Source organism: Amycolatopsis bullii, from assembly GCF_014654205.1.
GTDB lineage: Bacteria > Actinomycetota > Actinomycetes > Mycobacteriales > Pseudonocardiaceae > Amycolatopsis > Amycolatopsis plumensis.
Window position 1 is genome coordinate 1 of record NZ_BNAW01000080.1, and the last position, 23,702, is coordinate 23,702.

Here is a 23,702-nt window from a genome sequence, read left to right on the forward strand (position 1 = left end):
CTCACCACTCACGACCGGGCGCGGAAGGGGGTTCAGCTCGCGCGGATGATGCCCAGCCCGAGCGGTGTGATCTCGTGGATCTGCGACTTCCCCGACCGGTTGCTGCTGATCAGCCCGCTGGCCCGCAGCACCGACGCGTGCTGGCTGGCCGTCGCCGGGGAGATGCCCGTGAGCTCCGCCAGCTCGCTCGTGTTGCACCTCGTCGTCGCGATCGTCACCAGCACCCTGGCCCGCGTCTGGCCCAGCAGCGCCGCCAGCGACGGACCCGGCTCCGCGTCGCTGTCGAAGCGGGGGTGGCTGATCGAATAGACCAGGGCCGGCGGGAGGAGCGGGTCCTTGTACGTGGTCGGCATGCCGTGGGCGAAGAACGCCGGGATCAGCCTGAGCCCGCGGCCGCCCAGGTGCAGTTCCTGGTCGACCGGGAAGCGCACCCGCAGCACCGGCGGGGACCACGTCACCTCCGGGTGCAGCGTCGAAAGCAGCAGCTGCGGCCCGCCGCGGTCCAGGTTGGCCTGCAGCCGGTGGCGGTCGCGGGCCACCGCGCGGCGCACCGTCGCCCAGTCCGGGGCGACGCACTGCCGGTAGTAGTCGTGCAGGGCCGCGCCCAGCCGCCGCAGCTCGCCCGATTCGCCGTCGCCGACCCGGCGCAGCCACGCCGGGACGTGTGTGCCCTGCGCCGCCAGCTCGGCGACGTCCGCGGCCAGCACCGGCGCGGGTGTCTCGAGCACCGCGGAGACCCCGTCGCCGATGGTGCGGGCGCCGGCCGGGGTGAGGAAGTCCGGGCAGTAGCCGTACGGCGGGACGGCGGACATCAGCAGCCGGCCGGACTGCGGGACCGCGGAGCGTGATCCGCGGCGCCAGCGGCCGTAGAACGGCTCGCCCTCCGGCCGCCGGATGCGGTAACTGCTCATCAGCAGCTCCCACATCGGGTCGGCGTCCTCGGCGATGGTGATTTTCGCCAGGTCCGCGTCCGTGAAGTGAACTTTCAACATCGACTTCCGACCCCCTTTCCCGGCCGAGGGTAACGGGCACCGCAGGGACTCACGACAGGGGTCGCGCGGCCGCCGGAAATTCACGCACCCGGGCCGGAATTCCCCACCGTCTGGCGAGCTGTCCTCACCCTCCGCAAGGGTAAAAAATCGTGCCGTGGCAGTTCACGCTGTGTGATTGGTGCGTACGGGGGAAACGAACGGCATTCCTTGACAGCACCACGGTCGCCGGAGTTACGTCGTCGGCTGAATTCCGCGGAAAAGGAACCGGAATCGTTCTCGGGCCACCGGTACGAATCGAGCCACGCCACCGATGAAAGAAGACGAACCCTCGTCCCGCCGTTCTGCCGTCTCCTGGAATCCCGGCAGCTGGCGGTTGCGCACCAAGATCTCCGTCGTGCTGTTGCTGCCCGTCCTGGTCGCCCTGCTGCTGGCGGGCGGTCGGGTGCAGGCCGAACTCGCCCGTGCGGGCGGGCTCAGCGCCGTCCGTGACCAAATGCCGGTCGTGCAAGGGATTTCCGAACTCGCCGGGCTGGTCGACGACGAGATGGGTCACGACGGTGCGGCCGACCAGACCGCCGCGGTCGACGAAAAAGCCGCCGCCGTCCGCCACGACGCCGCCTTTTCGCAGCTCAACCCGGAGTTGTCACGGTCATTGGAAGATCAGCTCGGTAAATTGGCCGACCTGCGGCAGCAGAGCGGATCGCCGTCCGTGAAAACCGCGGCTTACCACGACTTCACGGTCGCGCTGAGCGAAATGATCTCCGGCGTCGTCGAACAGGCCGGGAATGGCGATCTCGACGCGCTGGCCGCCGTCACCCAATCATTGGTGCAGTTGAGGACCAGCCTCGCCGATCAGCAGGCGCTGGCCGGCCGGTCCGAAAGCGCTTCGGTGACGGCCGCCGAGCGCGCCGCGGCCGAAGAAACCGTACTAACCGGACAGATCCGGCGCGCGCTGCCCGCCGGTGCCGCGGCCGCCCGGTTCGCCGCGGCGACCAGTCCCGGCGCGGGGGGTACCGAGGCGAAGCGCACGGTGCTCGGCGTCCTCCTCGCCGAGCAGGTGAAAACGCTTTCGGACGCGGTCGGCGCGCAGACCAACACCGCCCGGTCCGACGCCCTGCGCGACGCCGCACTGGTGCTCGCGTCGCTTCTCGGCGCCCTCGCCATCGCCCTCGCCGTGGCCCGGTCGGTGGTCGCCCCGATCCGGCGGCTGCACGCCGCCGCGCTCGACACCGCGCAACGCCGCCTGCCCGGCACCATCGAACGCATCCGCGAAGGCGAGGACGTCGACTGGCGGGCGACCGCGCCGATCCCGGTCGACTCCGAAGAGGAGATCGGCCAGCTCGCCCGGGCCTTCGACGACATGCACCGGCAGGCGGTGCGCCTGGCCGTCGGCGAGCAGGCCGAGATGCGGATCCAGGTCAGCGAGATGTTCATGACGCTGTCCCGGCGCAGCCAGTCGCTGGTGGAGCTGCAGCTGTCGGTGATCGAGGACCTCGAAGCCGACGAGCAGGACCCGCAGCGGCTGGCCGAGCTGTTCCAGATCGACCACATCGCCACCCGGCTCCGGCGCAACGGCGAGAACCTGCAGGTCCTCGCGGGTGGCAAGCCGGTGCGCCGCGACGTCGGGCCGGTCGCGACGGTCGAGCTGCTGCGGGCCGCGACGTCGGAGGTCAAGGACTACCAGCGCGTCGCGCTCGGCAACGCGCCGCGCGGGTCGGTGCAGTCCGAGGCCGCGGCGGACGTCGTGCACATCCTCGCCGAGCTGCTCGAGAACGCCATCCGGTCGTCGCCGCCGGAGGAGCAGGTCGTGCTCACCGCCGACCGCGGCTTCGACGGCGGCCTGCTGATCGAGGTCGTCGACGTCGGGCTGGGCATGACCCGCGAAGACCTCGACGCGGCGAACGCCCGGCTGGCCGCCGGGGCCGCGGTCAGCCCGGAGACCACCCGCCGGATGGGCCTGTTCGTGGTGAGCAGGCTGGCCGCGTCGCACGGGATCACCGTCCGGCTGCGGCCGACGACCACCCGGACCGCGAGCGCCGGCATCACCGCCAGCGTGCACGTCCCGGGCGTGCTGATCCTGGTCGACCTGCCGCCCCGGGCCGTCCCGCCCGCGCCGGCCCCGGCGGTCAACGGCTCGGTCAACGGCACCGCCCGGCACGAGCTCGAACCGCGGTGGCCCGCCGAAGAACCACCGCCGGTGGCCGTGGCGGACCCGCCGACGCCGATCTTCGACCAGATGCTGTCGCACTGGTTCGCCGAAGCCCCGGCGACCCCGGCCCGGCCCGGGACCTGGGCCACCTCGGCCGACCAGGTCCGCCAGGCCGCGGAGGCCGCGGTCGGCACCCTCGACGACACCGAGTTCACCGACTCGGGGCTGCCGGCCCGGACACCGGGCGCCCAGCTCGCGCCCGGCTCGGTCGCCCCGCGCGCACCGCAGCAGGCCGACCCGTCCTTCCGCGACCCGGTCGCGGTGCGGAACAACCTTTCCCGGCACTACAGCGGCATGCGCGCGGCCCGGCACCGGGTCGCGGGCGAGCCCGAGGCGGAGCAGCGATGAGCACCCGGCAGGAAGGAGCGGAAGTGGCCGAGCGGTCCCGGAACTGGCTGGTGTCGGCGTTCACCCAGGAGGTGCCCGGGGTCGCGCACGCCGCACTGGTCTCGGCGGACGGGCTGCTCGTCGCGGCGAACGAAACCCTGCCGCGCGACCGCGCCGACCAGCTCTCGGCGATCGCGTCCGGGCTCTCCAGCCTCGCGCTCGGCACCGCCGACCTGTTCACCGCGGGGCGGGTGGTGCAGTCGGTGATCGAGATGGAGCAGGGGTTCCTGCTGCTGATGAACGTCGGCGACGGCTCGAACCTGGTGGTGCTGGCCAACCCGGGCTGCGACATCGGGCTGGTCGGCTACGAGATGACGTTGCTGGTGGACCGGGTCGGGAAGGTGGTCGAGACCCCGGCTCGGCCCGCGGCTGCTCCGGGAGCGGCCCGGTGACCGAAGGCCGGCGACGCGAAGGCGGGCGGCACGCGGCGTCGCTGGCCCGCCCCTACTCGTGGACCGCCGGTCGCACCCGGCCGACGGTCGACCTGGCGGTGGAAGCCCTCGTGGAGACGACGGTGGAGGGCCGCACGGCGCCGTACAGCTCGACCAACCCCCTGGCGGTGATCACGCAGCTGTGCCTGCACCAGCGATCGGTGGCCGAGGTCGGCGCCCACCTGGGCGTGCCCCTCGGGGTGGCCAGGGTGCTCATCGGCGACCTGCTCATCGCCGGCCAGGTGTCGATCCGCGACACGCTCACCGCGGACGCCTCCTGGGACGAACGGAACGACCTGCTCGAAAGGGTCCTCAGTGGACTACGTGCGCTCTGACGGTGCGGCGGAAAGCACTGTCGCCAAGAACCGGATCACCTCGGCGAAGATCGTCGTGGCCGGCGGGTTCGGGGCCGGCAAGACGACGTTCGTCGGCGCCGTCTCGGAAATCGACCCGCTGCGGACCGAAGCCCTCATGACCAGCGCGGGTGTCGGCGTCGACCGCACCGAGGCGGTGCCGGGGAAGTTCGCCACGACGGTCGCGATGGACTTCGGCAGGCTCACCCTCGCCGACGACCTCGTGCTCTACGTCTTCGGCACGCCCGGCCAGCACCGGTTCTGGTTCATGTGGGACGACCTCGTCTGCGGCGCGGTCGCGGCGATCGTCCTGGTCGACACGCGCCGGCTGGCGGATTCCTTCGCTTCGATCGACTTCTTCGAGTCGCGCGGCCTGCCGTTCCTGATCGCCATCAACCAGTTCCAGGACACCCGCCAGCACGGGCCCGAGCAGGTGCGCGAGGCCCTCAAGATCCCGGCGGCGGTGGAGGTCGTCACCTGCGACGCGCGGTCACCGGAGTCGACGAAGCAGACCCTCATCGCCGCGGCCGAGCACGCGCTCGCCGAGCATCACGCCCCCCAGTCACGGAAAGCTTGAAGGAGCCTGAGAAAATGCCCATGGACCACGAAGACTTCGCGATGGGCAACTGGCTCGTCGTGCTCGCCTACCTCACTTCGGTGGTGGGGTGCGCCCTCGGCCTCGCCTGCACGCTGCAGGCGAGGTCCACCGACAGCCCGCGCGCCCGGCTGACCTGGCTGGTGCTCGCGGCGGTGTCCATCGGCGGCGTCGGCATCTGGGTCATGCACTTCATCGCCATGCTCGGGTTCTCCACACCCGGCCTGCCGGTCCGCTACGACATCCTGCGCACGGCGCTGTCGGCCATCCTCTCGGTGGCGGCGGTGTTCTGCGGGCTGCTGGTGTTCGGCGTCCGCAACCGGTTCGCGTGGCGGCGGCTGTTCCTCGGCGGTCTGCTGACCGGGCTCGCGGTGAACGTCATGCACTACACGGGCATGTGGGCGGTCCAGATCAAGGGCACGATCGGCTACGACCCGACGCTGGTGGTGCTTTCGGTGATCATCGCGGTGGTGGCGGCCACGGCGGCACTGTGGTTCACGGTGGGATTGGACAAGCTCCTGCCCCGGCTGGCGGCGGGATTGGTGATGGGCGCGGCGGTCACCGGCATGCACTACACGGGCATGGCGGCGGTGCGCGTGCACCTGGACCCGGGCGCGCCGGACCCGTCGGGAACGGAGGTGTTTTCGTTCCTGTTCCCGGTGTTCGTCCTGGCGGCGCTGGCGATGGCGGTCCCGATCTGCGCGGTTCTGATGGCGACGTCGAGTTCGGAAGCGCCTCGGCACACGACGGTCGCTTCCTGAGGCTGGACAGTCGCATGTGGACATAGCCGAACGCGACTCACCGCCCGCTACCAGGAACGGCTCACGCCGCACCACTACCGCGATCGCTGCCGCACCGGCGCCGCCCCGCCGCTCAGTCCCTCGCCGAGACCCACTCGCGCCAACCTCGATACCTAATCCTCTGTCGACTCCGCCGCCTTCGTGGGCACCGGGAACCGATCCGCACTGAAGTGCACCAAAATCGCCGTCGCGCTTGCGCAAACCAAGTCGCCGGCCTTCAGCTCTCCGGCCGCATGCAGCTTGCGACCCTCGCGGCGGACCAAGCGGCCTTCGACCGTGAGGGGCACCGCGTACGGCGTCCCGTGGTGGTAGTCCACCGTCAAGGACGCCGTCATCCCCGGGAAGCCCGCCGCGGCGGTGGCGCGGCCGAGGACGTGGTCGAGGACCGCCGCGACCCAGCCGCCGTGGACTCGGCCGGGTGGGCCTTCGTGTGCCGGGCCGAGGAGGACGTCGGCGCACACCGACTCCGGTCCGACGCTCACCCACGACAACGGGGGCGCCAGGGGGTTCCCCGGTCCTTCCAGCGGGTTGTTGATGCTCAGGTGACCCCCGCCGTCCAGGGCGGCGAGCAGCAACGGCTTCGCGCCGCCGGCTGCGCGCAGTGCTTCGGTGACGGCTTCGACCGTGCGGGCCGCGGTGGCGAGGTCGGCTTCGTCGTCGCGCACGCAGACGGAGGCCTCGATCAGCTCGCGGATCCGGGAGCCGAGCAGCGCCCGCCCGGGTGGTACGCCGTCGACGATCGGAAACGGGTTTTCGGACATCGCGCTCCCCGGGGCCCCGGAACTAGAACGTGTTTCACTCTAGCAGGGGAACTCAGAGCTTCCCGCCCGCGACCGGCGGCATGTCCGGGGCGTCCTCGACCTCCGTGCCGGCTTCGCGGAACAGGTGGTTTTCGACCTCGAACAGGTTGCCGCCGGCTCGCTCGACGACGGTGAGCAGCGTGGACATCTGCGCCACCTCCTCCACCTGCTCCTTGAGGAACCAGTGCACGAACTGCTCGCCGAGGTAGTCCTCCTCCGCCCGCGCGGCCTTCGCCATCGCCTCGATGTCGGCGGTGACCGTGCGTTCCTGGGTCAAGGCCAGCTCGATCGCTTCGTGCACGCTCGAGAAGTCGTTGCGCACTTCGCCGCTGCCCGGGATGGCCACCGGCTCGTCGCGGTCCAGCAGGTAGCGCACCATCGCCAGCGCGTGGTTGCGCTCCTCGATCGCCTGCCGGTAGAAGCGCTTGGCCAGCCGTGGCAGGTCGCGCGCGTCGAACCAGACGGCGAGGGCGATGTACTGCTGGGCGGCGGTGAACTCGTGGCGGATCTGCGTCTGCAGCAGCTCGGCGAACTTCCGGGTCTTGGCCATGTCCCACAACCTACGACGGATCCGGGGCGGGCAGCTACGCTCGGCCGGTGCCTCCCGCGTCCGGCCTCCCCGACCTGTCCGGCACGGTCGCCTGCGTCACCGGCGCTTCCGGGGTGATCGGCCGCGGGATCGCGCTGCGGTTCGCCGAGGCGGGCGCGGCCGTGGCGGTGCACCACCGCCGTCCGGGTGCGGCCGACGACGTCGTCGCGGCGATCGAAGCCGCCGGCGGGCGGGCCCGGGCGTTCGCCGCCGAACTCACCGGCGACCACGCCCTGCTCGACGTCGTCGCGGAGTGGGGCGGCCGGCTCGACGCGCTGGTGAACAACGCCGGCATCCAGCCAGTCGAGGCCCTCGACGGGCTGACGGTCCAGCGCTGGCGGGCGATGCTGGACGCCACCCTGACGAGCGCGTTCGCCTGCACCCAGGCCGCGGTGCGGCTGATGGGCGACGGCGGGAGCGTTACGCACATCGCGTCGATCGAGGCCCGGCAGCCCGCGCCCGGCCACGTCCACTACAGCGCGGCCAAGGCGGCGCTGGTCATGCACGCCCGCGGCGCGGCGCTGGAGTACGGGCCGCGCGGGATCCGCGTCAACACGGTGTCGCCGGGGTTGATTTCGCGGCCGCGGCTGGAGGAGGACTGGCCGGAGGGCGTCGACCGGTGGCGCCGCGCGGCGCCGCTGGGCCGGCTGGGCACACCCGCCGACGTCGGCAACGCGTGCGTGTTCCTGGCTTCGCCGCTCGCGTCCTGGATCACCGGCCACGACCTGGTCGTCGACGGCGGCGTCACGACCCACCCCACCTGGTGATACTGTCAGGGCAGTCGTACAGGACGATCGCCCTGATCGGAGTACCGGATGGCTTCCTCGATGGCGGCCCGTGGTGAACAGGCGCGGCAGCGGCTGCTCGCCGCGGCCCTGGAACTCGCGCCGGAACGCGGCTGGTCCGCGGTCAGCACCCGGGTCCTCGCCGAGCGCGCCGGGGTCACGCCCAGCGTCGTGCACTACCACTTCGCGTCCGTCCAGGCGGTGCTCGTGGAGGCCGTGCTGGGTGCGATGCGCGGGGTGCTCGCCGAGTTCGAGGCGGCGTTCGAGCGGGCGCGCACGCCCGAGGAGGTCGTCGACGCGGTGCTCGGCTCGGTCGAGGGGTACACCGGTACCGACCCGCTGTCGCTGGTGTTCCTCGAGGCCTACCTGGCCGCGACCCGGGACGAGGCGCTGCGCCGGGGCATCGGGGAGCTCGTCGACGGCCTGCGCGCGCGCCTCGCGGACCGGCTCGGCGGCTGGGGCGTGCCGGACGCCGGCGCCGCCGCGGCGGTGCTGGTGGCCGCGGTCGACGGGCTCCTGCTGCACCGCGCGCTGAGTCCCGGCGGAATTCCCGCGGCCGCGGCGGTCCTGCGCCGGATGACGGCGGCGGGCGCATGAAGCCGGGACCGGTGCTGCGAGCCGTTTTCCGGGCTCCCGTGTGGTTGTACGACCACGGCCTCGGCCGCCTGCTCGGCCATCGATTCCTCTGTCTGACGCACCTCGGACGGCGGTCGGGGCGCGCGTACCGCACGGTGCTCGAGGTCGTCGGCGCCCGGGACGGCGAATACTTCGTCGTCGCCGGCCTGGGAGAGGGCGCGGACTGGTTCCGCAACCTCCGCGCGCGGCCGCCGGTCGAGGTCGTCATCGGTGCGCGCCGGTTCGCGCCGCGCCACCGGGTGCTGAGCGAGGCCGAAGCCGTCGAGGTCTTCGCCCGGTACGAGCACCGCAACCGGTGGGTGCGGCCGGTCCTCCACCGCGTGCTGGGCAAGCTCCTCGGCCGGCCCTACGACGGCAGCGCCGAGGCGCGTGCCCGGATGGCCCGGCAGCTGCCGATCGTCGGGCTGCGCGAGGCCGGTTCGGGGCGCCCCGGCTAGGAGGCTCCTGCCCGGATCTCACCTCGGTGGGCAGGAGCTCCCCGCGCGCTCGTCGAGCGTTGTCCCCCTCTGTCAGTCGTAGTACAGATCCATCGACCACTTGGATTCCCCGACGTTCCGGTAGCAGTAGAAGGCCGTCGTTCCGGGAATCTCGCCTCGACCCGTTCCGTACCCGGTGACAGCGTTCCCCCTCGAGTTGCAGGTTGTTTCGGTATAGAAGTAGTTGTGGTAGTAGGTCACCCATTCGTTCGGTACGGAAAGGCCGGCACTTGCGAGGGTGGAGTTGATCGCTGCCTCCCCGGCAACGGGGGTGCTCGCCCCAGCAGTACCCGGCACAGCGATCCCGGCGGCGAGACCCAACGCTGCGGCAGTCATGACGAGGGTACGTTTCATGGTTTTCAATCCCTTCCTTCAGCTTCGGATTTTGACCGTACGCCCGCCTTCTCGGGACCCCTCCCGTGAGTCTGGTGCAACAGTCTTTTAAGCACCACAAATCGACAATTGATGTTGAATTGAGGGGAAGGGTGTAAAAGTGAAGAAAATTTTGGGCGGAGCGGGGACCCTGGCCGCGGCGGGCTTGATTCTGCTGGCCGGCGGACAGTCGGCCAGCGCGGCCGCAGGGTCGGAATCGGCCCAGGGCGCGCCGGTCGGCATGCAGGAACCGTGGCGGTACGTCGACTGGTACTGGACCTACGGCAACTGCGCATCCAACGGTGGCCAGCTCGTGGCGCGGGGGGAGGCGTCGAACTGGCGTTGCGACCAGAGCCCGTACGCCACGTTCTACCTCTACGTGATCTAGGCGCACCTTCCTGAGCCGTCGTCAGGCTGGTGCTCGCCTGCAATGAAGGCGGGCACCACCCTGACGGGCCTCAAGGGCTGGTCCGGTGGGCCGCCGGCGTCCACCGCGGTCGGGAGGTCGGGCCGCAGCGTGCCCACCGGCCCCGCTTCGCGGACCCAGGCGGGGCTCTTCGCGAGCTGGCACGTCTGGCTCGAGTACGCCGGTGCCGCACTGCTGTTCGTCTCGGCGTCGGCGGCGCCAACCGGCTTGCTCCGGCCGGGCTCATCGGCTGGCCGGGCCGGGTCACCTGGATCGTCGCCAGTGGGATCACCCTGTTGGCGCACTGAGCCACCCGGAAGCGCTTCGCCGCCACGTCTGTCCACAGTAGACGACAGGTCTCGCGGCGGGTGGCCGGTCCGTCATCGACCGTTGTCATCGGGCGGCATGCGGGTTTAAGCTGGTCCGGAATCGAATGTTATCGCTAACAGGATAACGAAAGTTTCGCGAATCCGTCGAATTTCTGGTCCGCCGGCGAAAGTTTCGGCCGCCGCCGGATCAGTTCTCCCTGTCCCCAGGAGGCTCTGTGAAACACCGGAGGCGACGATGAAAAGGTTCCTGGCCGCCGCGGTGGCCGCGGCGATCGCGTTCACCGGCCTGACCGGTGTCGCCGAAGCGGAGTCGAACGGTGGCGTGCGGATCATGCCGCTGGGCGATTCGATCACCTACGGCACGGGCGTGCCCGGCGGGTACCGGATCGGCCTGTGGCAGCGGCTGGCCGCGGGCCGCTACACCAACGACTTCGTCGGCTCGCAGTTCAACGGCCCAGCCAGTCTCTGGGACCACGACCACGAAGGGCACCCGGGCTGGCGCATCGACCAGATCGACGCCAACGTCACCGGCTGGATGCGGACCTACAACCCGCGTTCGGTGCTGCTGCACATCGGCACCAACGACGTGCTGCAGAACTACAACGTCGCCGGCGCGCCCGGACGGCTGTCCACGCTGCTCGACCACCTCACCGCCGCCGCGCCGAACGCCGACGTCTTCGTCGCCCAGCTCATCCCGATCGGGTGGGCGAGCGGAGATGCCGCGGTGCGGACGTTCAACAACGCGCTGCCCGGGATCGTGCAGAGCAAGGTGAACGCCGGCAAGCGCGTGCACCTGGTGAACCTGCACAGCGCGGTGTCCGCCGCCGACCTGCCCGACGGCGTCCACCCGAACGCCGCCGGCTACGACAAGATGGCCGCCGTCTGGTACACCGCCCTGCGGTCGGTGCCGGGCAGCATCGGCAACCCGCGTGCCGTTTTCGGTGCGGCGTAAAGGAGAGATGCGATGAAACGGATGCTGGGTGTCCTGCTGGCCCTGGTGGTCATGGTCACCGGCCTGGCCTCGCCCGCCCAGGCGGCCGCGCTGACCAGGGTGACCAACTTCGGCAACAACCCGACGAACCTGAACATGTACGTCTACGTCCCCGACCGGGTGGCGGCCAAGCCGGCCCTGCTGGTGCTGGTGCACTACTGCGGCGGCTCGGCGAGCTCGATCTTCGGCTGGAACGGCAAGGACTACGTCACCGCGGCCGACCGCTACGGGTACGTCATGGTGCTGCCGGAAGCGACCCGCAGCGAGAAGTGCTTCGACGTCTCGACGCCGAACGCGTTGCGGCGCAACGGTGGCGGTGACTCGACCGGGATCATGTCCATGGTCGCCTACGCCAAGTCCCGGTACAACGTCGACCCGGCGCGGGTCGTGGTCAGCGGGTTCTCCTCCGGGGCGATGATGACGAACGTGCTGGCCGCCCAGTACCCGGACGTGTTCTCCGCGGCCTCGGCGTTCTCCGGCGTGCCCGCCGGGTGCTTCGCCACCACGAACGGCTCGCTGTGGAACAGCACCTGCTCGGGCGGGAAGTCGATCAAGACCGCGCAGCAGTGGGGCGACCTGGCCCGGTCGATGTACCCGGGCTACACCGGCCGCTACCCGCGGATGCAGCTGTGGCACGGCACCACCGACACCACGCTGGCGTACCCGAACTTCGGGGAAGAGATCAAGCAGTGGACCAACCTGAACGGGTTGAGCCAGACCCCGGCCTACACCGACCACCCGCAGTCGTCGTGGACGCGGACCCGGTACGGCAACACGAGCACGCAGGCCACGGTGGAGGGTGTCAGCATCGCCGGTGTCGGGCACCAGCTGCCGCTGACCGGCCAGCTGGCCTACGCGATTTCGTTCCTCGGCCTCGACCACTGAAAGACGGCGGAAGCGGCGCACCCCCAGTGCGCCGCTTCCGCCCTGTTCTTTCAGCGGCAGAACGAGACTTCCGGGTACCCCGGCCGGTCCAGCACCGGCCGGGCCACACCCCGCAGGTGCTGGTCGAAGAACGCGGTGACGTACGTCCGCGTGATCTCACTCGCCCGCGCCGCCGCGTTCGGGCCGCCGATGGGGACGCCGAACTCCTCGGCCAGCAGCCCGACGTCGGTGAACGACGCGTGCTGCGTGCCCGCCACCTCGATCCACCGCTTCCACCCGGTCATCTGCGCGTAGTCCCGTTCCCAGTCCCTGTTGCCGGGCGCGCACTTCGGCACCTGCTCGTGGTTGACGAACAGGAACGGCCGCGCCAGCCCGGGTGCGGTCAGCGGGACCTTCGTGGCCCCGTCGATGTCGATCCCGGCCTTGATCCGGTGGTCGGCGACCATCGCGGGGATGGTGCTGGCGCCGCCCATGGAGTGCCCCGCCATGCCGATCCGCTCCGGGTCGATCAGGCCCGGCCGGGAGCGGGTCAGCGAGTCCAGCACGAACGAGACGTCGGCGGCCCGGCCGAGTTCCAGCTTCTGCCAGAAATCGTCGTTGTCGTGCGGGATTTCGCAGGACGCGCACCCGGCGAAGTGCCCGTCCGGGAAGCTCTGGCCGGTGTTCTCGTAGGTGTGGCCGATCACCGCCACCGCGTACCCGTGGCTCGCCAGGTCCTCGGCGAGCGCGGTCAGCGTGGCGCGCGGCTTGGTATAGCCCGGCGACAGCACGACCAGCGGCAGCCCGCGTCCGGCGGGCCGGGCGTCGGCGACCGAGTTGGTCACCATCGTCGTGAGCAGGTCCCCGGGCACGTCGAGGCCGCTGCCCTGCAGCAACGCCGCCGACTCCTCCGGCGTCACGTACTGCGTCTTCGGGCCCTTCGCCGAAGCGGCCGGGTAGAAGAGCGTGACCATCAGCTCCCGGTAGGGCACCGAAGGCACCCACGGGTCGGGCCGCGAGGTGTCCTTCAGGTACACCGCCGTGCTGCCCACCGGCCGGTCGCCGGTCGGGGCGGGCAGGTACGGCGTGGAGGTCCGGGCGAAGGCGACCTCCGGGTAGCGGCCGGACGGCTGGTCCAGCAGCGGCTGCGGCCGGCCGCGCAGGTGCTGGTCGAAGAACGCCCGGACGTAGGCCGCGGTGATCGCCTGCCCGCGCACCGCCGGGGTGGTCGCCCCGAAGTCGATGCCGAGCTGCTCGCCGACCAGGCCGATGTCGGTGAACGACGGGTGCACCATTCCGGCCACGGTGAGCCAGCGCTTCCAGCCCTTCAGCTGCTTCCAGTCCCGTTCCCAGGACGCGGCTTCGTCGCCGGTGCCGGGGGAGTAGGTGCCGGCCCGCCCGAGGAACAGGAACGGCCGGTCCAGCCCGGGCGCGAGCAGCGGGTCGTCCGTGGTGCCGTCGATGTCGATCCCGGCCTTGATCCGCGGATCGGTCACCATGGTGCCGATCGTGCTCGCGCCGCCGACGGAGTGCCCGGCCATGCCGATCCGCGAGGCGTCGAGCAGCGGCGCCCACTTCGAGTGCGCCAGCGAGTCCAGGACGAACGACACGTCCTTCGCCCGGCCGCGCTCCAGCTTCTGCCAGAACTCGAGGTCGTAGCTGCCGCAGGCCGCGCAGCCGGTGACCCGGCCGTCCGGGAAGGTGGTGGCCACGTTCTCGTAGGTGTGGTCGACCAGGACGACCAGGTAGCCGTGGCTGGCCAGGTCTTCGGACAGCGACGTCAGCTCGGCGCGGGGCCGCTTGAAGCCGGGGGACAGGACGACGGCAGGCAGGTCGTGCCCGGCGGGCTTCGCGTCGACGACGGCGTCGGTGTGCACCGTCGTCATCACCGACGGTGGGATGCCCTTGATACCCGCTTCGTCGAAGACGGCTTTCGCCTCGGCTTCGGACATGAACTGCTTCTTCGGCCCGTTCGCCGAAGCGGCCGGGTAGAAGAGGGACACCATCAGTTCGCGGTAGGGCACCGAAGGCACCCACGGATCGGGCCGCGAAGTGTCCTTCAGGTGCAGGGCGGTGGTGCCGACGGGCCGGTCGCCGGTCGGTTTCGCCAGCGTGAGCGCCGGGTCCGCCGACGCGGACGGCGACGTCAGCGCGAGGGTCAGGGCGGTGATGGCCATAAGACTCTTGATTCTCATCCGATGAACGTCACTTCCGGGTAAGCGGGCGAGGGCGCGGTCAGCAGCGGCTGCGGACGGCAGCGCAGGTGCTGGTCGAAGAAAGCGCTTACGTAGCTGCGCGTGATGGTCAGCGCGCGGTACGGGTCGATCGAGTCGCCGAGGTCGACGCCCAGCTGCTCGGCGAGCACGCCGAGGTCGGTGAACGACGCGTGGACCGTGCCGGACACCATGATCCAGCGCTTCCAGCCGGTCAGGTGCGTCCAGTCCGTTTCCCAGTCGTCGTAGGGGCCCGCCGTGCCGGGGACGTAGTCCTCCGTGCGGCCCACGAACATGAACGGCCGGGAGAGCCCGGACGCCGGAATCGGGACGTGGACGCTCCCGTCGAGGTCGGCGCCGGCCCGGATCCGGGGATCGGCCAGCATCGCCTGGGTGGTGATCGCGCCGCCCGCGGAGTGGCCGGTCATGCCGATCCGCTGCGGATCGATCAGCGCGCCCCACTTCGAAGCGAGCACGGAATCGAGCACGAACGACGTGTCCTTCGACCGGACCTGCGCGAACTTCTCCCAGAACCCCGGCTGGTCGTCGACCTCGCAGGCGGCGCAGCCGGTGACGTGGCCGTCGGGGAACGTGGTGGCGCGGTTTTCGTAGGTGTGGTCGATCGCCACCACCGCGTACCCGCGGCTGGCGAGGTCTTCGGCCACCGCGGTGAGCGTCGCCCGCGGCTGGGTCCAGCCGGGGGACAGCACGACCAGCGGCAGGCTGTGCCACCGCCCGGCCGGGTGCGCGCCGACGACGGCGTTCGTCCGGACCGTGCTGAAGACGTCGAGCGGGAGGCCCGGGATGTTCTGCCGTTCGAGGTTGCGTTCCGACTCGAGCGGGGTCATGTACTGCTTCTTCGGCCCTCCTCCCGAGGTCGCCGGGTAGAAGAGGGAGGCCATCAGCTCCCGGTAGGGCACCGACGGCACCCAGGGGTCGGATCGCGAAGTGTCCTTGAGGGACAGGGAAGTGACGCCGACGGGCGAGTGGCCGGTCGGGCGGGGCAGGTACGGCGTCGTGGCCGCCGAAGCGGGCGACGCGGACAGTGTGAGTGTCAATGCGGTGGCTACCGCGAGAGTGCGCATGATTCCCCCAGTCGGAATTCGTCAGGACAGGTGGCGGAGACGGCGGAAGCAGAACCAGGTGAGCAGGGCCGTCATGGCGAGGTAGAGCGCGAGTTCGAGCCACTGCAGGGGCCAGAACCGGGAGCCCGGCTGGTAGGTGAGCCGCTGCTGGTAGCCGTGCGTGCCCAGCTGGGCTATGCAATCTTCCAGGGCGCCGCGGGGCGGCGGCCCCTCGCCCGGCCTGGGGGAGCAGTCCTGCACGAAGGACGGCAGCGGGTCGGCCACGTTCCCGGCCGGGTCCACGGTTTCGTTCGTCAGCACCCAGGCGCCGGGCGGGTTCCGCACGCCGATCTCCGTGATCCCCTCTTTGTCGTTGCCGGTGATGTTCGTGACGTCCTTGCCGACGATCGCGACCGTCTGGGTCTGCGGCGGCAGCAGATACGGCCGCACGAAGCTCGGTACCAGGAGGAGCACGGCGGCGAGCGTGACGAGCGTGACGGCCATGGCGGCCACGGTCCGCTTCAGGAGCATCCCGATCGCAACACCGAGGACGAGGGCGAAGGCCGCGTAGCCGATCGGAACGATGCCGCGCGCGCCGAAGACCACCGGCGACAGGCGGGACAGCATGCCGCGGCTGGTCTGCGCGGCGGCGAGCGCATCGATCGGGCTCGCCCACCACGACACCGCCACGCTCAGCACCGCGGCGGCGAGCATCGCGGTGAGAAGACCGAACCCGAGCTTGGTCGTGAGCCACTGCTTGCGCGTGACGGTCTGGTTCCACACCAGGCTGTGCGTGCCGCTCTCCAGCTCGCGGGTGATCATCGGGACGCCCCAGAAGACGCCGATCACCGCGGGCAGCAGGTACAGCACCAGGATGGTCCCCTGGAAGAGGACGTCCTCGTCGGAGAAGCTCGTGCGGCCCACCAGTTCCGGCCCGGTGATCGCGAGCACGACGGCGATGGCGATCAGGCCCGCGAACACCGACAAGGCGGGGATGCGGAACTGGCGCCAGGTCAGCCAGGTCATCGGAGGACCTCCAGGGCGGGGCGGGCGGCGGTGGGGTTGCTCATGTACTCGAGGACGAGGTCCTCCAGGCCGAGCTGCCCGACCGTCCACGTGGGATCGAGGATCGGTGCCTCGGTGCGGACGAGCACGGTGGTCTGGCGGTCGGTGTGCGTCGCCGAGACGACGTGCTGGTCGGCCGGCAGCGTGTCGAGGTCGCGGCGCGGCCCGGACAGCCGGTGGTGCGTGGCGAGCAGCGTCTCCACCTCGCCGATCACGCGGACCTGCGAGGCCACCAGCACGACGAGGTGGTCGCACACCCGCTCGAGGTCGTTGACCAGGTGCGAGGACATCACGACGGACAACCCGTGCTCGGCCACGGCTTCCATGAGGTCCTGCAGGAACTCGCGGCGCGCCAGCGGGTCCAGCGCGGCGACCGGCTCGTCGAGCAGCAGCAGTTCGGGGCGCTTGGCGATGCCGATCGTGAGCGCCAGCTGGGCGCGCTGGCCGCCGGAGAGCTTGCCCGCGTGCTGCTTCGGGTCCAGCCCGAGCCGTTCGACGCGCTTCTCGGCGAGGGAGGCGTCCCAGCTCGGGTTGAGGTGAGCGCCGAGCCGCAGGTGCTCCTCGATGGTCAGTCCACTGTAGACCGGTGTGTTCTGGGCGACGTAGCCCACCTTGGCCAGCTGCTCCGGGCCGCTGCCCGGCACCCCGCCGCACACCTCGATCGTGCCGGTCGTCGGCTCCAGCATGCCGGCCGCGATGTTCAGCAGCGTCGACTTGCCGGCCCCGTTGGGCCCGACGAGCCCGGTGACGTGACCGGCTTCGATCTCCAGCGTGCAGCCGGTAAGCGCTTGCTTGCGCCGGTACTTCTTGCCCAGTCCCTGGGCGCGCAGGACGGTCACGCTATTCCCTCTCTGGCGGAGTCGCGAAACGTGGACATCAGCAGGGCCTCGATGCTCTCTTCGTCGAGCCCGGCCTTGCGGGCCTTGCCCAGCCAGCGGCGCAGGTCCTGCCGCAACGGGCCCATCGCGGCGAACGAAGCGCCGCCGTTCAAGGTCGCCGTCACGAAGGTGCCGACGCCGGGGCGGGCCGCGACCAGGCCGTCGTGCTCCAGTTCGCGGTAGGCCTTCAGCACGGTGTTCGGGTTGATCGCGAGGCTCGCGACCACGTCCTTGACCTTCGGGAGCTGGTCTCCCTCGGCCAGCAGGCCGAGGCGCAGCGCGTGCCGCACCTGCTGGACCAGTTGCTGGTACGGCGACAAGCCGGACCTGGTGTCCAGGTGGAACTCGATCATCGGCAACTCCATTTAACTAGGTGACTAGTACTATAGCTAATTAGAGCCCCTGCGGGCCAGTGATCTTTTCGGGACCCGGACTCAACCTCGCCACCCCCTCGTCCGTCTGTGGAGGCGAAGTGATCGTTTTTCCTCTCCGAAGGGACTATTCGTGCGCCGATTTTCTGGGGGAGGCATCGTGCGCGGCGTGGTCGTCGCGCTCGGTGTCTCGATGGCCGTCGCGGCGGGACCGGCGGTCGCGTCCGCGGCACCGGCCTCCATCGACAGCGTGCCGACGCCGCAGCTGAGCTGGACGGACTGCGCCGACGGTTTCCAGTGCTCCAAGGCTTCCGTGCCGCTGGACTACGACCGGCCGTACGGCGCGAAGATCGACCTCGCGCTCATCAAGCTGCCCGCCACCGACCAGAAGCACCGGATCGGTTCGCTGTTCGTCAACTTCGGCGGCCCCGGCGCGTCCGGCCTGCAGCGGCTGCGGGAGCGCGGCAAGTGGCCGTGGCTGTTCTCCGACGAACTGCGCGCGCGGTTCGACCTGGTCTCCTGGGACCCGCGCGGGATCGCCAACAGCACGGCGGTCCGGTGCTTCGACACCCTGGCCGAGCAGCAAGACTTTTTCGGGTCGTTCCCGGAGATGCCGGGCGACCCGAGCGGCAACGCGGCCTTCTACGCCAAGTCGAAGGAACTCGCCGACCGCTGCTCGGCGAAGGCCGGCCCGATCCTCGAGCACGTCTCCACCGCGAACACCGCGCGTGACCTGGAGCTGCTGCGCCGCGCGGTCGGCGACCCGAAGCTGAACTACCACGGCATTTCCTACGGGACGCAGCTCGGGGCGACGTATGCGAACCTGTTCCCGAACCGGATCCGGGCCATGGTGTTCGACGGCACCATGGACTTCGCCGGCAACTCGACCGGGCAGAACGGCAACGGCAAGAGCGTCCCGCTGGACACCCGGCAGGACGTCGCGACCGGCATCGCGCAGACCTTCGAGCAGTTCCTGCGGCTGTGCACCGAAGCCGGCCCGAAGTGCGCGTTCTCTTCGGGTGACCCGAAGGCCAAGTGGGCGGCGCTCACGGCGCGCGCCAAGCAGGCGCCGATCGTCAGCGACGGCGAGACGTGGACCTACTCGGGCATCATCAACGCGGCCGCCGACCTGTCCGACTCGCGGGGCTGGGCGGACATCGCCGCGCTGCTGCAGCGTCTTTACGACGCTCCGGCCACGCCGGCCCTGCGCACCGCGGCTGTCAAGGGCGAGCAGTACGTTTCGAACCGGACCGAAGCGTTCAACGCCATCCAGTGCTCCGACAGCGACGTGCCCACCGACCCGGCGATCTACAGCCGCTACGCCGAGTCGGAAGACCAGCGCGTGCCGTACTTCGGGCGGATCGCGGTGCTGGACATGATGAGCTGCGCGTTCTGGAAGGCCCAGGACACCGACCGCTACACGGGCCCGTGGAACCGTCCGACGTCGGCGGAGATCCTCGTGCTGAACAACCGCTACGACCCGTCCACCCCGCTGCACGGCGCCCGCGACGGCGCCGCGGAACTGGCGCGGGCGCGCGTGTTCGTGACCGAGGGCTACGGCCACTCCTCGATGTACGTGCCGAGCACGTGCACCGAAAAGGTCAAGCGGGACTACCTGATCTCGGGGACCTTCCCCGCGGCGGGCCAGACCTGCTCGATCGACGCCAGCCCCTTCGCGGGCTGATCTTCCGCACGGCGGGCCGCGCCGGCGACGGTGCGGCCCGCCGCCACGAAGGCTTCACGCGGGTGCTGCACCGAGGCCAGGCTGAGGATGTCGCGGCCGAACAGCGCCTGCGTCAGCCAGACTGCGAGCACCCGGATCTTGCGTTCCCAGGTGGGCACGGCGAGCACGTGGTAGCCGCGGTGCATCAGCCACGCCGGGAGTCCTTTGAGGACCAGCCGCTTGTACTGGAAGATCCCGCGGCCCAGGCCGAGGGTCGCGATGGCGCCCAGGCTGTGGTGCACGTACGGCTTCGGTTCCCGGCCGCGCAGCGTCGCGACGATGTTGCGGGCCAGGAGTTTCCCCTGCCGGTACGCGTGCTGCGCGTTGGGCACGGTCCGCGCGCCCGGAACCGGCGAGGCGAGGTCGGGCACCGCGGCGTCGTCCCCGGCGGCCCAGGCATCGGTCACCCCCTCGACCCGCAGATCCGGCCGCACGACGAGGTAACCGCGTTCGTCGACCGGGAGGTCGGTGTGCCGGCCGACGACCGGGTTGGCGCCGTTGCCGGCGGTCCAGACGATCAGCTCCGCATCGAACTCCTCGCCGGTCGAAAGCGTCACGTGGCCGTTCTCCGCCGACGTCACCAGGGTGTTCAGGTGGACGCGGGCACCGCGCCGTTCCAGTTCCCGCACGACCCAGCGGCCCGGCCGGTCGGTGACTTCGGGCAGGATGCGGCCCGACGCCTCGACGAGGTGGAACCGCAGCTCGCCGCGGTGCAGTTCGGGGTAGCGCTTGAGCAGAGCCGTCGCCAGCGACAGCAGCTCGCCGAAGCCTTCGACGCCCGAGAAACCACCGCCGACGAACGTGACGGTGAGCAGCCTCCGCCGCTCGGGCCCCTCGGGCAGCGCGGCGGCGCGGTCGAACGCGGTGAGCAGCCGGTCCCGGATCGCGACCGCCTCTTCGACGTGCTTGAGGCCGATGGCCTGGTCGGCGATGCCCGGCACGGGCAGGGTCCGCGTGACGGCCCCGGCGGTCACGACGATGGTGTCGTAGCTTCGTTCGAAAGCTGCCCCGTCGGCGGGCTGCACGGTGACGACGCGGTGGGCGTGGTCGATGGCGGTCACCTTCCCGGCGATGACGTGCGTGCGGCGCAGGTGCCGCCGCAGCGACACGGCGGCGTGCCGCGCCTCGACCGAGCCGGCCACGACCTCGGGCAGGAACGGCTGGTAGGTGAGGTAGGGCCGCGGGTCGACGAGGGTGACCTCGGCCTCCCCGCGACGCAGCTTCTTCTCGAGCTTCCGGGCGGCGTAGAAACCGGCGTAACCACCGCCGACGATCAGGATCCGGCGCATCTCGTCCTCTTTTCTCGCTTCACCCCCTGGACGAGGTGGTGGAGGCGGGTGTGACCGCGATCCGCGTCACAGGGATCGGGCAGAATCCGGGGATGGCTGCCCGGCATGACGGCGACACGTGGGACCTGGCGTCGAGCGTCGGCGCGACCGCCACGATGGCCGCGACGGCGCGGGCGATCGCGTCGCGCTCGGACCCCGCGCGCATCGACGACCGGTTCGCCGAACCGCTCGTCCGGGCGGTCGGCGTCGACGTCCTCACCCGGTTGGCGAGCGGCGAAGCGGCGCCCGGCGACCTGGTCGAGCAGGTGTGGATCGACGTGGCCAAGGTCCGGACGAAGTTCTACGACGAGTTCTTCGCCGAGGCGGGTCTCACGCAGGCCGTGATCCTGGCGGCGGGGCTGGATTCGCGCGCGTACCGGCTGCCGTGGCGCGCCGGGACGGTGGTGTACGAACTCGATCGGCCGCAGGTTCTGGAGTTCAAGACCCGCACCCTGGCCGGGCTGGGGGCCGAGCCCACGGCCGACCGGCGGGTGGTGGCCGCCGACCTGCGCGAGGACTGGGCCGCCGCGCTGCGCGCCGCCGGCTTCGACCCGGCGCGCCCGACCGCGTGGAGCGCCGAAGGCCTGCTCGGCTACCTGCCGCCCGAGGCGCAGGACCGGCTGCTGAACACCATCACCGAGCTGAGCGCGCCGGGCAGCCGGGTGGCGACGGAGAGCCGGCCCAACCCGCGGCCGGGCGACGAGGAGAAGACCCGGGAAGGCCTCGACCGGATCTCCGGACGCTGGCGCGAAGAGAGCTTCGACACGGACATGGCGCGGCTGCGCTATTACGGTGAACGCCACGAAGCGGGGCCGTACCTGGCCGGGCTCGGCTGGGTGGTGCGGGGGGACACCGTCCGCGCGCTGCTCGCCGCCCACGGCCTGGCGCCGCTGGGGGACGACGACCTGCGCACGGGCGACGTGCGGTACGTCAGCGGCGTCCTCCCCCGAAGGTGATCCCCGGCTTGACAGCGGGCCGTGCGTCTCGCACTATGCGAACAAGTGTTCGATAAGTCTGGGTTCGCCGGGAGGCGTCTCCGGTACGAGTACGTGGTGCTGGAGGTGAGCGGTGGTGGCGGTGCCGGAGGCGCTCACGGCCATCCCGGGGCTCCGCACGGCCGCGCAACTGCGTGAGCCGGGGCCGGACGTGCTGACGGTGCTGCCGGAGCTGGCCCGCCTGCTCCCCGGCGGCGGCTTGCGGCGCGGCAGCACGGTCGCGGTGCGCGGAGCGCGGTCCCTGGTGCTGGCCCTCCTCGCGGCGGCGACCCGCAACGGTTCCTGGGCGGCGGTGGCGGCCCTGCCGGACCTGGGCCTGGCCGCGGCGGCGGAGCTCGGCGTCGACCTGGAGCGGGTGGCGCTGGTGCCGAACCCGGGCACGGAGCTGGTGGCGGTGTTGTCGGCGCTGGTCGACGGCTTCGACCTGGTGGTCCTCGGCCCGGCTTCGGTGTCACCGCAGACGGCTCGCCGGCTGGCGGACCGGGTCCGCAACCGGGGAACGGTCCTGCTGACGGCGGGCGCGTGGCCGGGAGCGGACCTGGAGCTGAAGGTGTCGGGAAGGCGCTGGCACGGCTTGACGCAGGACGGCCACGGTCACTTGCGGGCGCGTGACGTGGTGGCGACCAGCCGCGGCCGAGGCGCGGCGGCCCGCTCGTCATCGGTGGGGCTGCTGCTCCCGGGCCCGGAGGGAACGGTGACGGGCGGCGGTCCGCGCGAGCGGCGGCTGGTCGAGGTGGCCGGATGACCCCGGCGCGGCAGCCGTCCGCACGCCCTCTCCCTCCGGTGACCGCACCCCGGCCGCAGGAGCGGGCCGCCGGATGACCGATGCGCCACGGTTGCTCGTGCTGTGGTGCCCGGACTGGCCGGTCGTCGCCGCCGGGGCTGCTGCCGGGTCCCCGCCCACCTCGCCCGCCGCCGTCTTCTCCGGCAATCGCGTCGTGGCCTGCTCCGCCTCCGCGCGGCACAGCGGCGTCGGGCGGGGGATGCGGCGGCGGGATGCCCAGTCGCGCTGTCCGGAACTCGTGGTGCACCAGCACGATCCCGATCGCGACGCCCGGCTGTTCGAACCCGTGGCCGCCGCCGTCGAAGCGCAGGCCGTGGGCGTCGAAGTCGTGCGGCCCGGGCTGGTCGCCGTGCCCGTCGACGGTGCCGCCGGGTACTTCGGCGGGGAGGCCGCCCTCGCCGAGCTGCTCATCGACGAAGTCGCCGCCCGGGCCGGCGTCGAATGCCAGGTCGGCGTCGCCGACGGGCTGTTCGCCGCCACCCTCGCCGCCCGCCGCTCGGCGCTCGTCCCGCGGGGCCGGGCGGGCGGGTTCCTCGCGCCGCTCTCGATCACCGAGCTGAACCAGCCGGGTGAAGACCGCGGTGAGCTCGTCGACCTGCTCAAGCGGCTCGGCCTGCGCACCCTCGGCGCGTTCGCCGCGCTGGCCGAACGCGACGTCGCCGGCCGGTTCCCGAAAGACGCCGTCGCCGCCCACCGGCTCGCCCGCGGCCTCTCCGAACGCCCGCCGCTGCGCCGCGCCCTCCCGCCGGACCTGACCGTCACCGAAACCTTCGAAAATCCTCTGGAAAGGGTCGACGAAGCCGCCTTCGTCGCGAAGACCCTCGGCGAGCGCTTCTTCGCCGGGCTCGCGAACCACGGTCTCGCCTGCACCCGCCTGGCGATCGTCGCCGTCACCGAAGCGGGCGAAGAGCGCGTACGCGTCTGGCGCTGTGCCGAGCCCCTCACCGCCCGCACGACGGCCGACCGCGTCCGGTGGCAGTGCGAAGGCTGGCTCACCACGCGGGACAGGCCGACCGCCGGCATCGTCCGGCTGCGTCTCGACCCCGAAGAGGTCGTCGGCGGCCAGGCGCTGCAGCTGCAGCTCGGCTCGGTGGGCCGCGACGCCGACGCCGCCGAACGCGCCGGCCGCGCCCTGGTCCGCATCCAGGGCCTGCTGGGCCCGGACGCGGTCGTCACCCCCCTGCTGGACGGCGGCCGCGGCCCGGCCGAACGCGTCCGGCTCATCCCGTGGGGCGAGCCGCGCCGTCCGCTGGCCGCGGACCGGCC

General features: G+C 71.4%; 25 protein-coding genes. 15 read left to right on the forward strand and 10 right to left on the reverse strand.

Going from position 1 to position 23,702, the window contains the following annotated elements:
• Positions 1–32: 32 nt before the first annotated feature.
• Complete coding sequence (locus IE317_RS45250) at positions 33–992, reverse strand: ArsR/SmtB family transcription factor (protein ID WP_191317031.1); 960 nt, start codon at positions 990–992, stop codon at positions 33–35.
• Between the two features lie 373 nt (positions 993–1,365).
• On the opposite strand from IE317_RS45250, the gene IE317_RS42560 reads away from it, so the two are divergent.
• Genes IE317_RS42560 through IE317_RS42580 form a run of 5 tightly spaced genes read left to right on the forward strand, consistent with a single transcriptional unit; the run spans position 1,366 to position 5,728 of the window.
• Entirely contained in the window at positions 1,366–3,549 is a 2,184-nt protein-coding gene (locus tag IE317_RS42560; RefSeq protein ID WP_191317052.1) for an ATP-binding protein, read from the forward strand.
• Positions 3,546–3,980 carry a roadblock/LC7 domain-containing protein gene (locus IE317_RS42565; protein WP_043776520.1) on the forward strand — a complete coding sequence of 145 codons (435 nt, stop codon included), beginning with the start codon at positions 3,546–3,548 and terminating at the stop codon, positions 3,978–3,980. Before IE317_RS42560 ends, IE317_RS42565 begins: the two co-directional genes overlap by 4 nt.
• Entirely contained in the window at positions 3,977–4,354 is a 378-nt protein-coding gene (locus tag IE317_RS42570; RefSeq protein ID WP_191317032.1) for a DUF742 domain-containing protein, read from the forward strand. Before IE317_RS42565 ends, IE317_RS42570 begins: the two co-directional genes overlap by 4 nt.
• Positions 4,335–4,949, forward strand: coding sequence for a GTP-binding protein (locus IE317_RS42575; protein ID WP_373309243.1), 615 nt, complete (start codon positions 4,335–4,337; stop codon positions 4,947–4,949). Before IE317_RS42570 ends, IE317_RS42575 begins: the two co-directional genes overlap by 20 nt.
• 20 nt (positions 4,950–4,969) lie before the next feature.
• Positions 4,970–5,728, forward strand: a complete 759-nt coding sequence (locus IE317_RS42580; RefSeq protein WP_191317054.1) for an MHYT domain-containing protein — start codon at positions 4,970–4,972, stop codon at positions 5,726–5,728.
• 152 nt (positions 5,729–5,880) lie between these two features.
• On the opposite strand, the gene IE317_RS42585 is transcribed toward IE317_RS42580, so the two are convergent.
• On the reverse strand, positions 5,881–6,528 hold the full coding sequence (locus IE317_RS42585) for a PaaI family thioesterase (RefSeq protein WP_191317033.1): 648 nt from the start codon (positions 6,526–6,528) through the stop codon (positions 5,881–5,883).
• A gap of 52 nt (positions 6,529–6,580) precedes the next feature.
• The gene (locus tag IE317_RS42590; protein WP_191317034.1) at positions 6,581–7,117 is read right to left on the reverse strand and encodes a ferritin; all 537 of its coding nucleotides are present in this window, start codon (positions 7,115–7,117) and stop codon (positions 6,581–6,583) included.
• 47 nt (positions 7,118–7,164) lie between these two features.
• On the opposite strand from IE317_RS42590, the gene IE317_RS42595 reads away from it, so the two are divergent.
• The 3 genes from IE317_RS42595 to IE317_RS42605 are packed head-to-tail and all read left to right on the forward strand — an operon-like array spanning position 7,165 to position 9,014.
• On the forward strand, positions 7,165–7,923 hold the full coding sequence (locus IE317_RS42595) for an SDR family NAD(P)-dependent oxidoreductase (protein WP_191317035.1): 759 nt from the start codon (positions 7,165–7,167) through the stop codon (positions 7,921–7,923).
• A 48-nt stretch (positions 7,924–7,971) separates the two neighbouring features.
• Positions 7,972–8,538: a TetR/AcrR family transcriptional regulator gene (locus tag IE317_RS42600; RefSeq protein WP_191317036.1), complete on the forward strand. Its 567-nt coding sequence runs from the start codon at positions 7,972–7,974 to the stop codon at positions 8,536–8,538.
• On the forward strand, positions 8,535–9,014 hold the full coding sequence (locus IE317_RS42605; RefSeq protein WP_191317037.1) for a nitroreductase family deazaflavin-dependent oxidoreductase: 480 nt from the start codon (positions 8,535–8,537) through the stop codon (positions 9,012–9,014). Before IE317_RS42600 ends, IE317_RS42605 begins: the two co-directional genes overlap by 4 nt.
• A gap of 72 nt (positions 9,015–9,086) precedes the next feature.
• Here IE317_RS42605 and IE317_RS42610 read toward each other — a convergent pair whose 3' ends face one another.
• Positions 9,087–9,407 (reverse strand): hypothetical protein, encoded by a 321-nt coding sequence (locus IE317_RS42610; protein WP_191317038.1) that lies wholly within the window; start codon positions 9,405–9,407, stop codon positions 9,087–9,089.
• A 139-nt stretch (positions 9,408–9,546) separates the two neighbouring features.
• Between IE317_RS42610 and IE317_RS42615 the strand changes: the two genes are divergently transcribed.
• The 3 genes from IE317_RS42615 (at position 9,547) to IE317_RS42625 (ending at position 12,036) form a co-directional block, all read left to right on the forward strand.
• Positions 9,547–9,813, forward strand: a complete 267-nt coding sequence (locus IE317_RS42615) for a hypothetical protein (RefSeq protein ID WP_191317039.1) — start codon at positions 9,547–9,549, stop codon at positions 9,811–9,813.
• 582 nt (positions 9,814–10,395) lie between these two features.
• The gene (locus IE317_RS42620; protein WP_191317040.1) at positions 10,396–11,112 is read left to right on the forward strand and encodes an SGNH/GDSL hydrolase family protein; all 717 of its coding nucleotides are present in this window, start codon (positions 10,396–10,398) and stop codon (positions 11,110–11,112) included.
• Positions 11,113–11,124: 12 nt separating this feature from the next.
• Positions 11,125–12,036, forward strand: a complete 912-nt coding sequence (locus IE317_RS42625; protein ID WP_191317041.1) for an extracellular catalytic domain type 1 short-chain-length polyhydroxyalkanoate depolymerase — start codon at positions 11,125–11,127, stop codon at positions 12,034–12,036.
• Positions 12,037–12,086: 50 nt separating this feature from the next.
• Here the strand turns inward: IE317_RS42625 and IE317_RS42630 are convergent, their stop codons facing one another.
• From IE317_RS42630 to IE317_RS42650, 5 genes are read right to left on the reverse strand one after another with little or no spacing between them, the layout of a single operon-like run.
• Positions 12,087–14,192 (reverse strand): alpha/beta hydrolase family protein, encoded by a 2,106-nt coding sequence (locus tag IE317_RS42630; RefSeq protein WP_229903216.1) that lies wholly within the window; start codon positions 14,190–14,192, stop codon positions 12,087–12,089.
• A 14-nt stretch (positions 14,193–14,206) separates the two neighbouring features.
• The gene (locus tag IE317_RS42635) at positions 14,207–15,313 is read right to left on the reverse strand and encodes an alpha/beta hydrolase family protein (RefSeq protein ID WP_191317043.1); all 1,107 of its coding nucleotides are present in this window, start codon (positions 15,311–15,313) and stop codon (positions 14,207–14,209) included.
• A 21-nt stretch (positions 15,314–15,334) separates the two neighbouring features.
• The gene (locus IE317_RS42640) at positions 15,335–16,318 is read right to left on the reverse strand and encodes a transporter (protein WP_191317044.1); all 984 of its coding nucleotides are present in this window, start codon (positions 16,316–16,318) and stop codon (positions 15,335–15,337) included.
• Positions 16,315–17,196 carry an ABC transporter ATP-binding protein gene (locus IE317_RS42645; RefSeq protein ID WP_191317045.1) on the reverse strand — a complete coding sequence of 294 codons (882 nt, stop codon included), beginning with the start codon at positions 17,194–17,196 and terminating at the stop codon, positions 16,315–16,317. Before IE317_RS42645 ends, IE317_RS42640 begins: the two co-directional genes overlap by 4 nt.
• Positions 17,193–17,588 (reverse strand): GntR family transcriptional regulator, encoded by a 396-nt coding sequence (locus tag IE317_RS42650; RefSeq protein WP_229903217.1) that lies wholly within the window; start codon positions 17,586–17,588, stop codon positions 17,193–17,195. Before IE317_RS42650 ends, IE317_RS42645 begins: the two co-directional genes overlap by 4 nt.
• Positions 17,589–17,766: 178 nt before the next feature.
• Here IE317_RS42650 and IE317_RS42655 point away from each other — a divergent pair, with 178 nt between their 5' ends.
• Positions 17,767–19,290, forward strand: a complete 1,524-nt coding sequence (locus IE317_RS42655; protein ID WP_191317047.1) for an alpha/beta hydrolase — start codon at positions 17,767–17,769, stop codon at positions 19,288–19,290.
• On the opposite strand, the gene IE317_RS42660 is transcribed toward IE317_RS42655, so the two are convergent.
• Positions 19,218–20,618: an NAD(P)/FAD-dependent oxidoreductase gene (locus tag IE317_RS42660; RefSeq protein WP_191317048.1), complete on the reverse strand. Its 1,401-nt coding sequence runs from the start codon at positions 20,616–20,618 to the stop codon at positions 19,218–19,220. The two genes, IE317_RS42655 and IE317_RS42660, sit on opposite strands and share 73 nt — an antisense overlap.
• Positions 20,619–20,710: 92 nt before the next feature.
• On the opposite strand from IE317_RS42660, the gene IE317_RS42665 reads away from it, so the two are divergent.
• From IE317_RS42665 to IE317_RS42675, 3 genes are all read left to right on the forward strand, one after another.
• Entirely contained in the window at positions 20,711–21,613 is a 903-nt protein-coding gene (locus IE317_RS42665; RefSeq protein WP_191317049.1) for an SAM-dependent methyltransferase, read from the forward strand.
• 115 nt (positions 21,614–21,728) lie between these two features.
• The gene (locus IE317_RS42670) at positions 21,729–22,397 is read left to right on the forward strand and encodes a hypothetical protein (protein ID WP_191317050.1); all 669 of its coding nucleotides are present in this window, start codon (positions 21,729–21,731) and stop codon (positions 22,395–22,397) included.
• Positions 22,398–22,470: 73 nt separating this feature from the next.
• Positions 22,471–23,702, forward strand: a 1,232-nt coding sequence (locus IE317_RS42675; protein ID WP_191317051.1) for a DNA polymerase Y family protein, incomplete at its 3' end; no start/stop codon positions are given.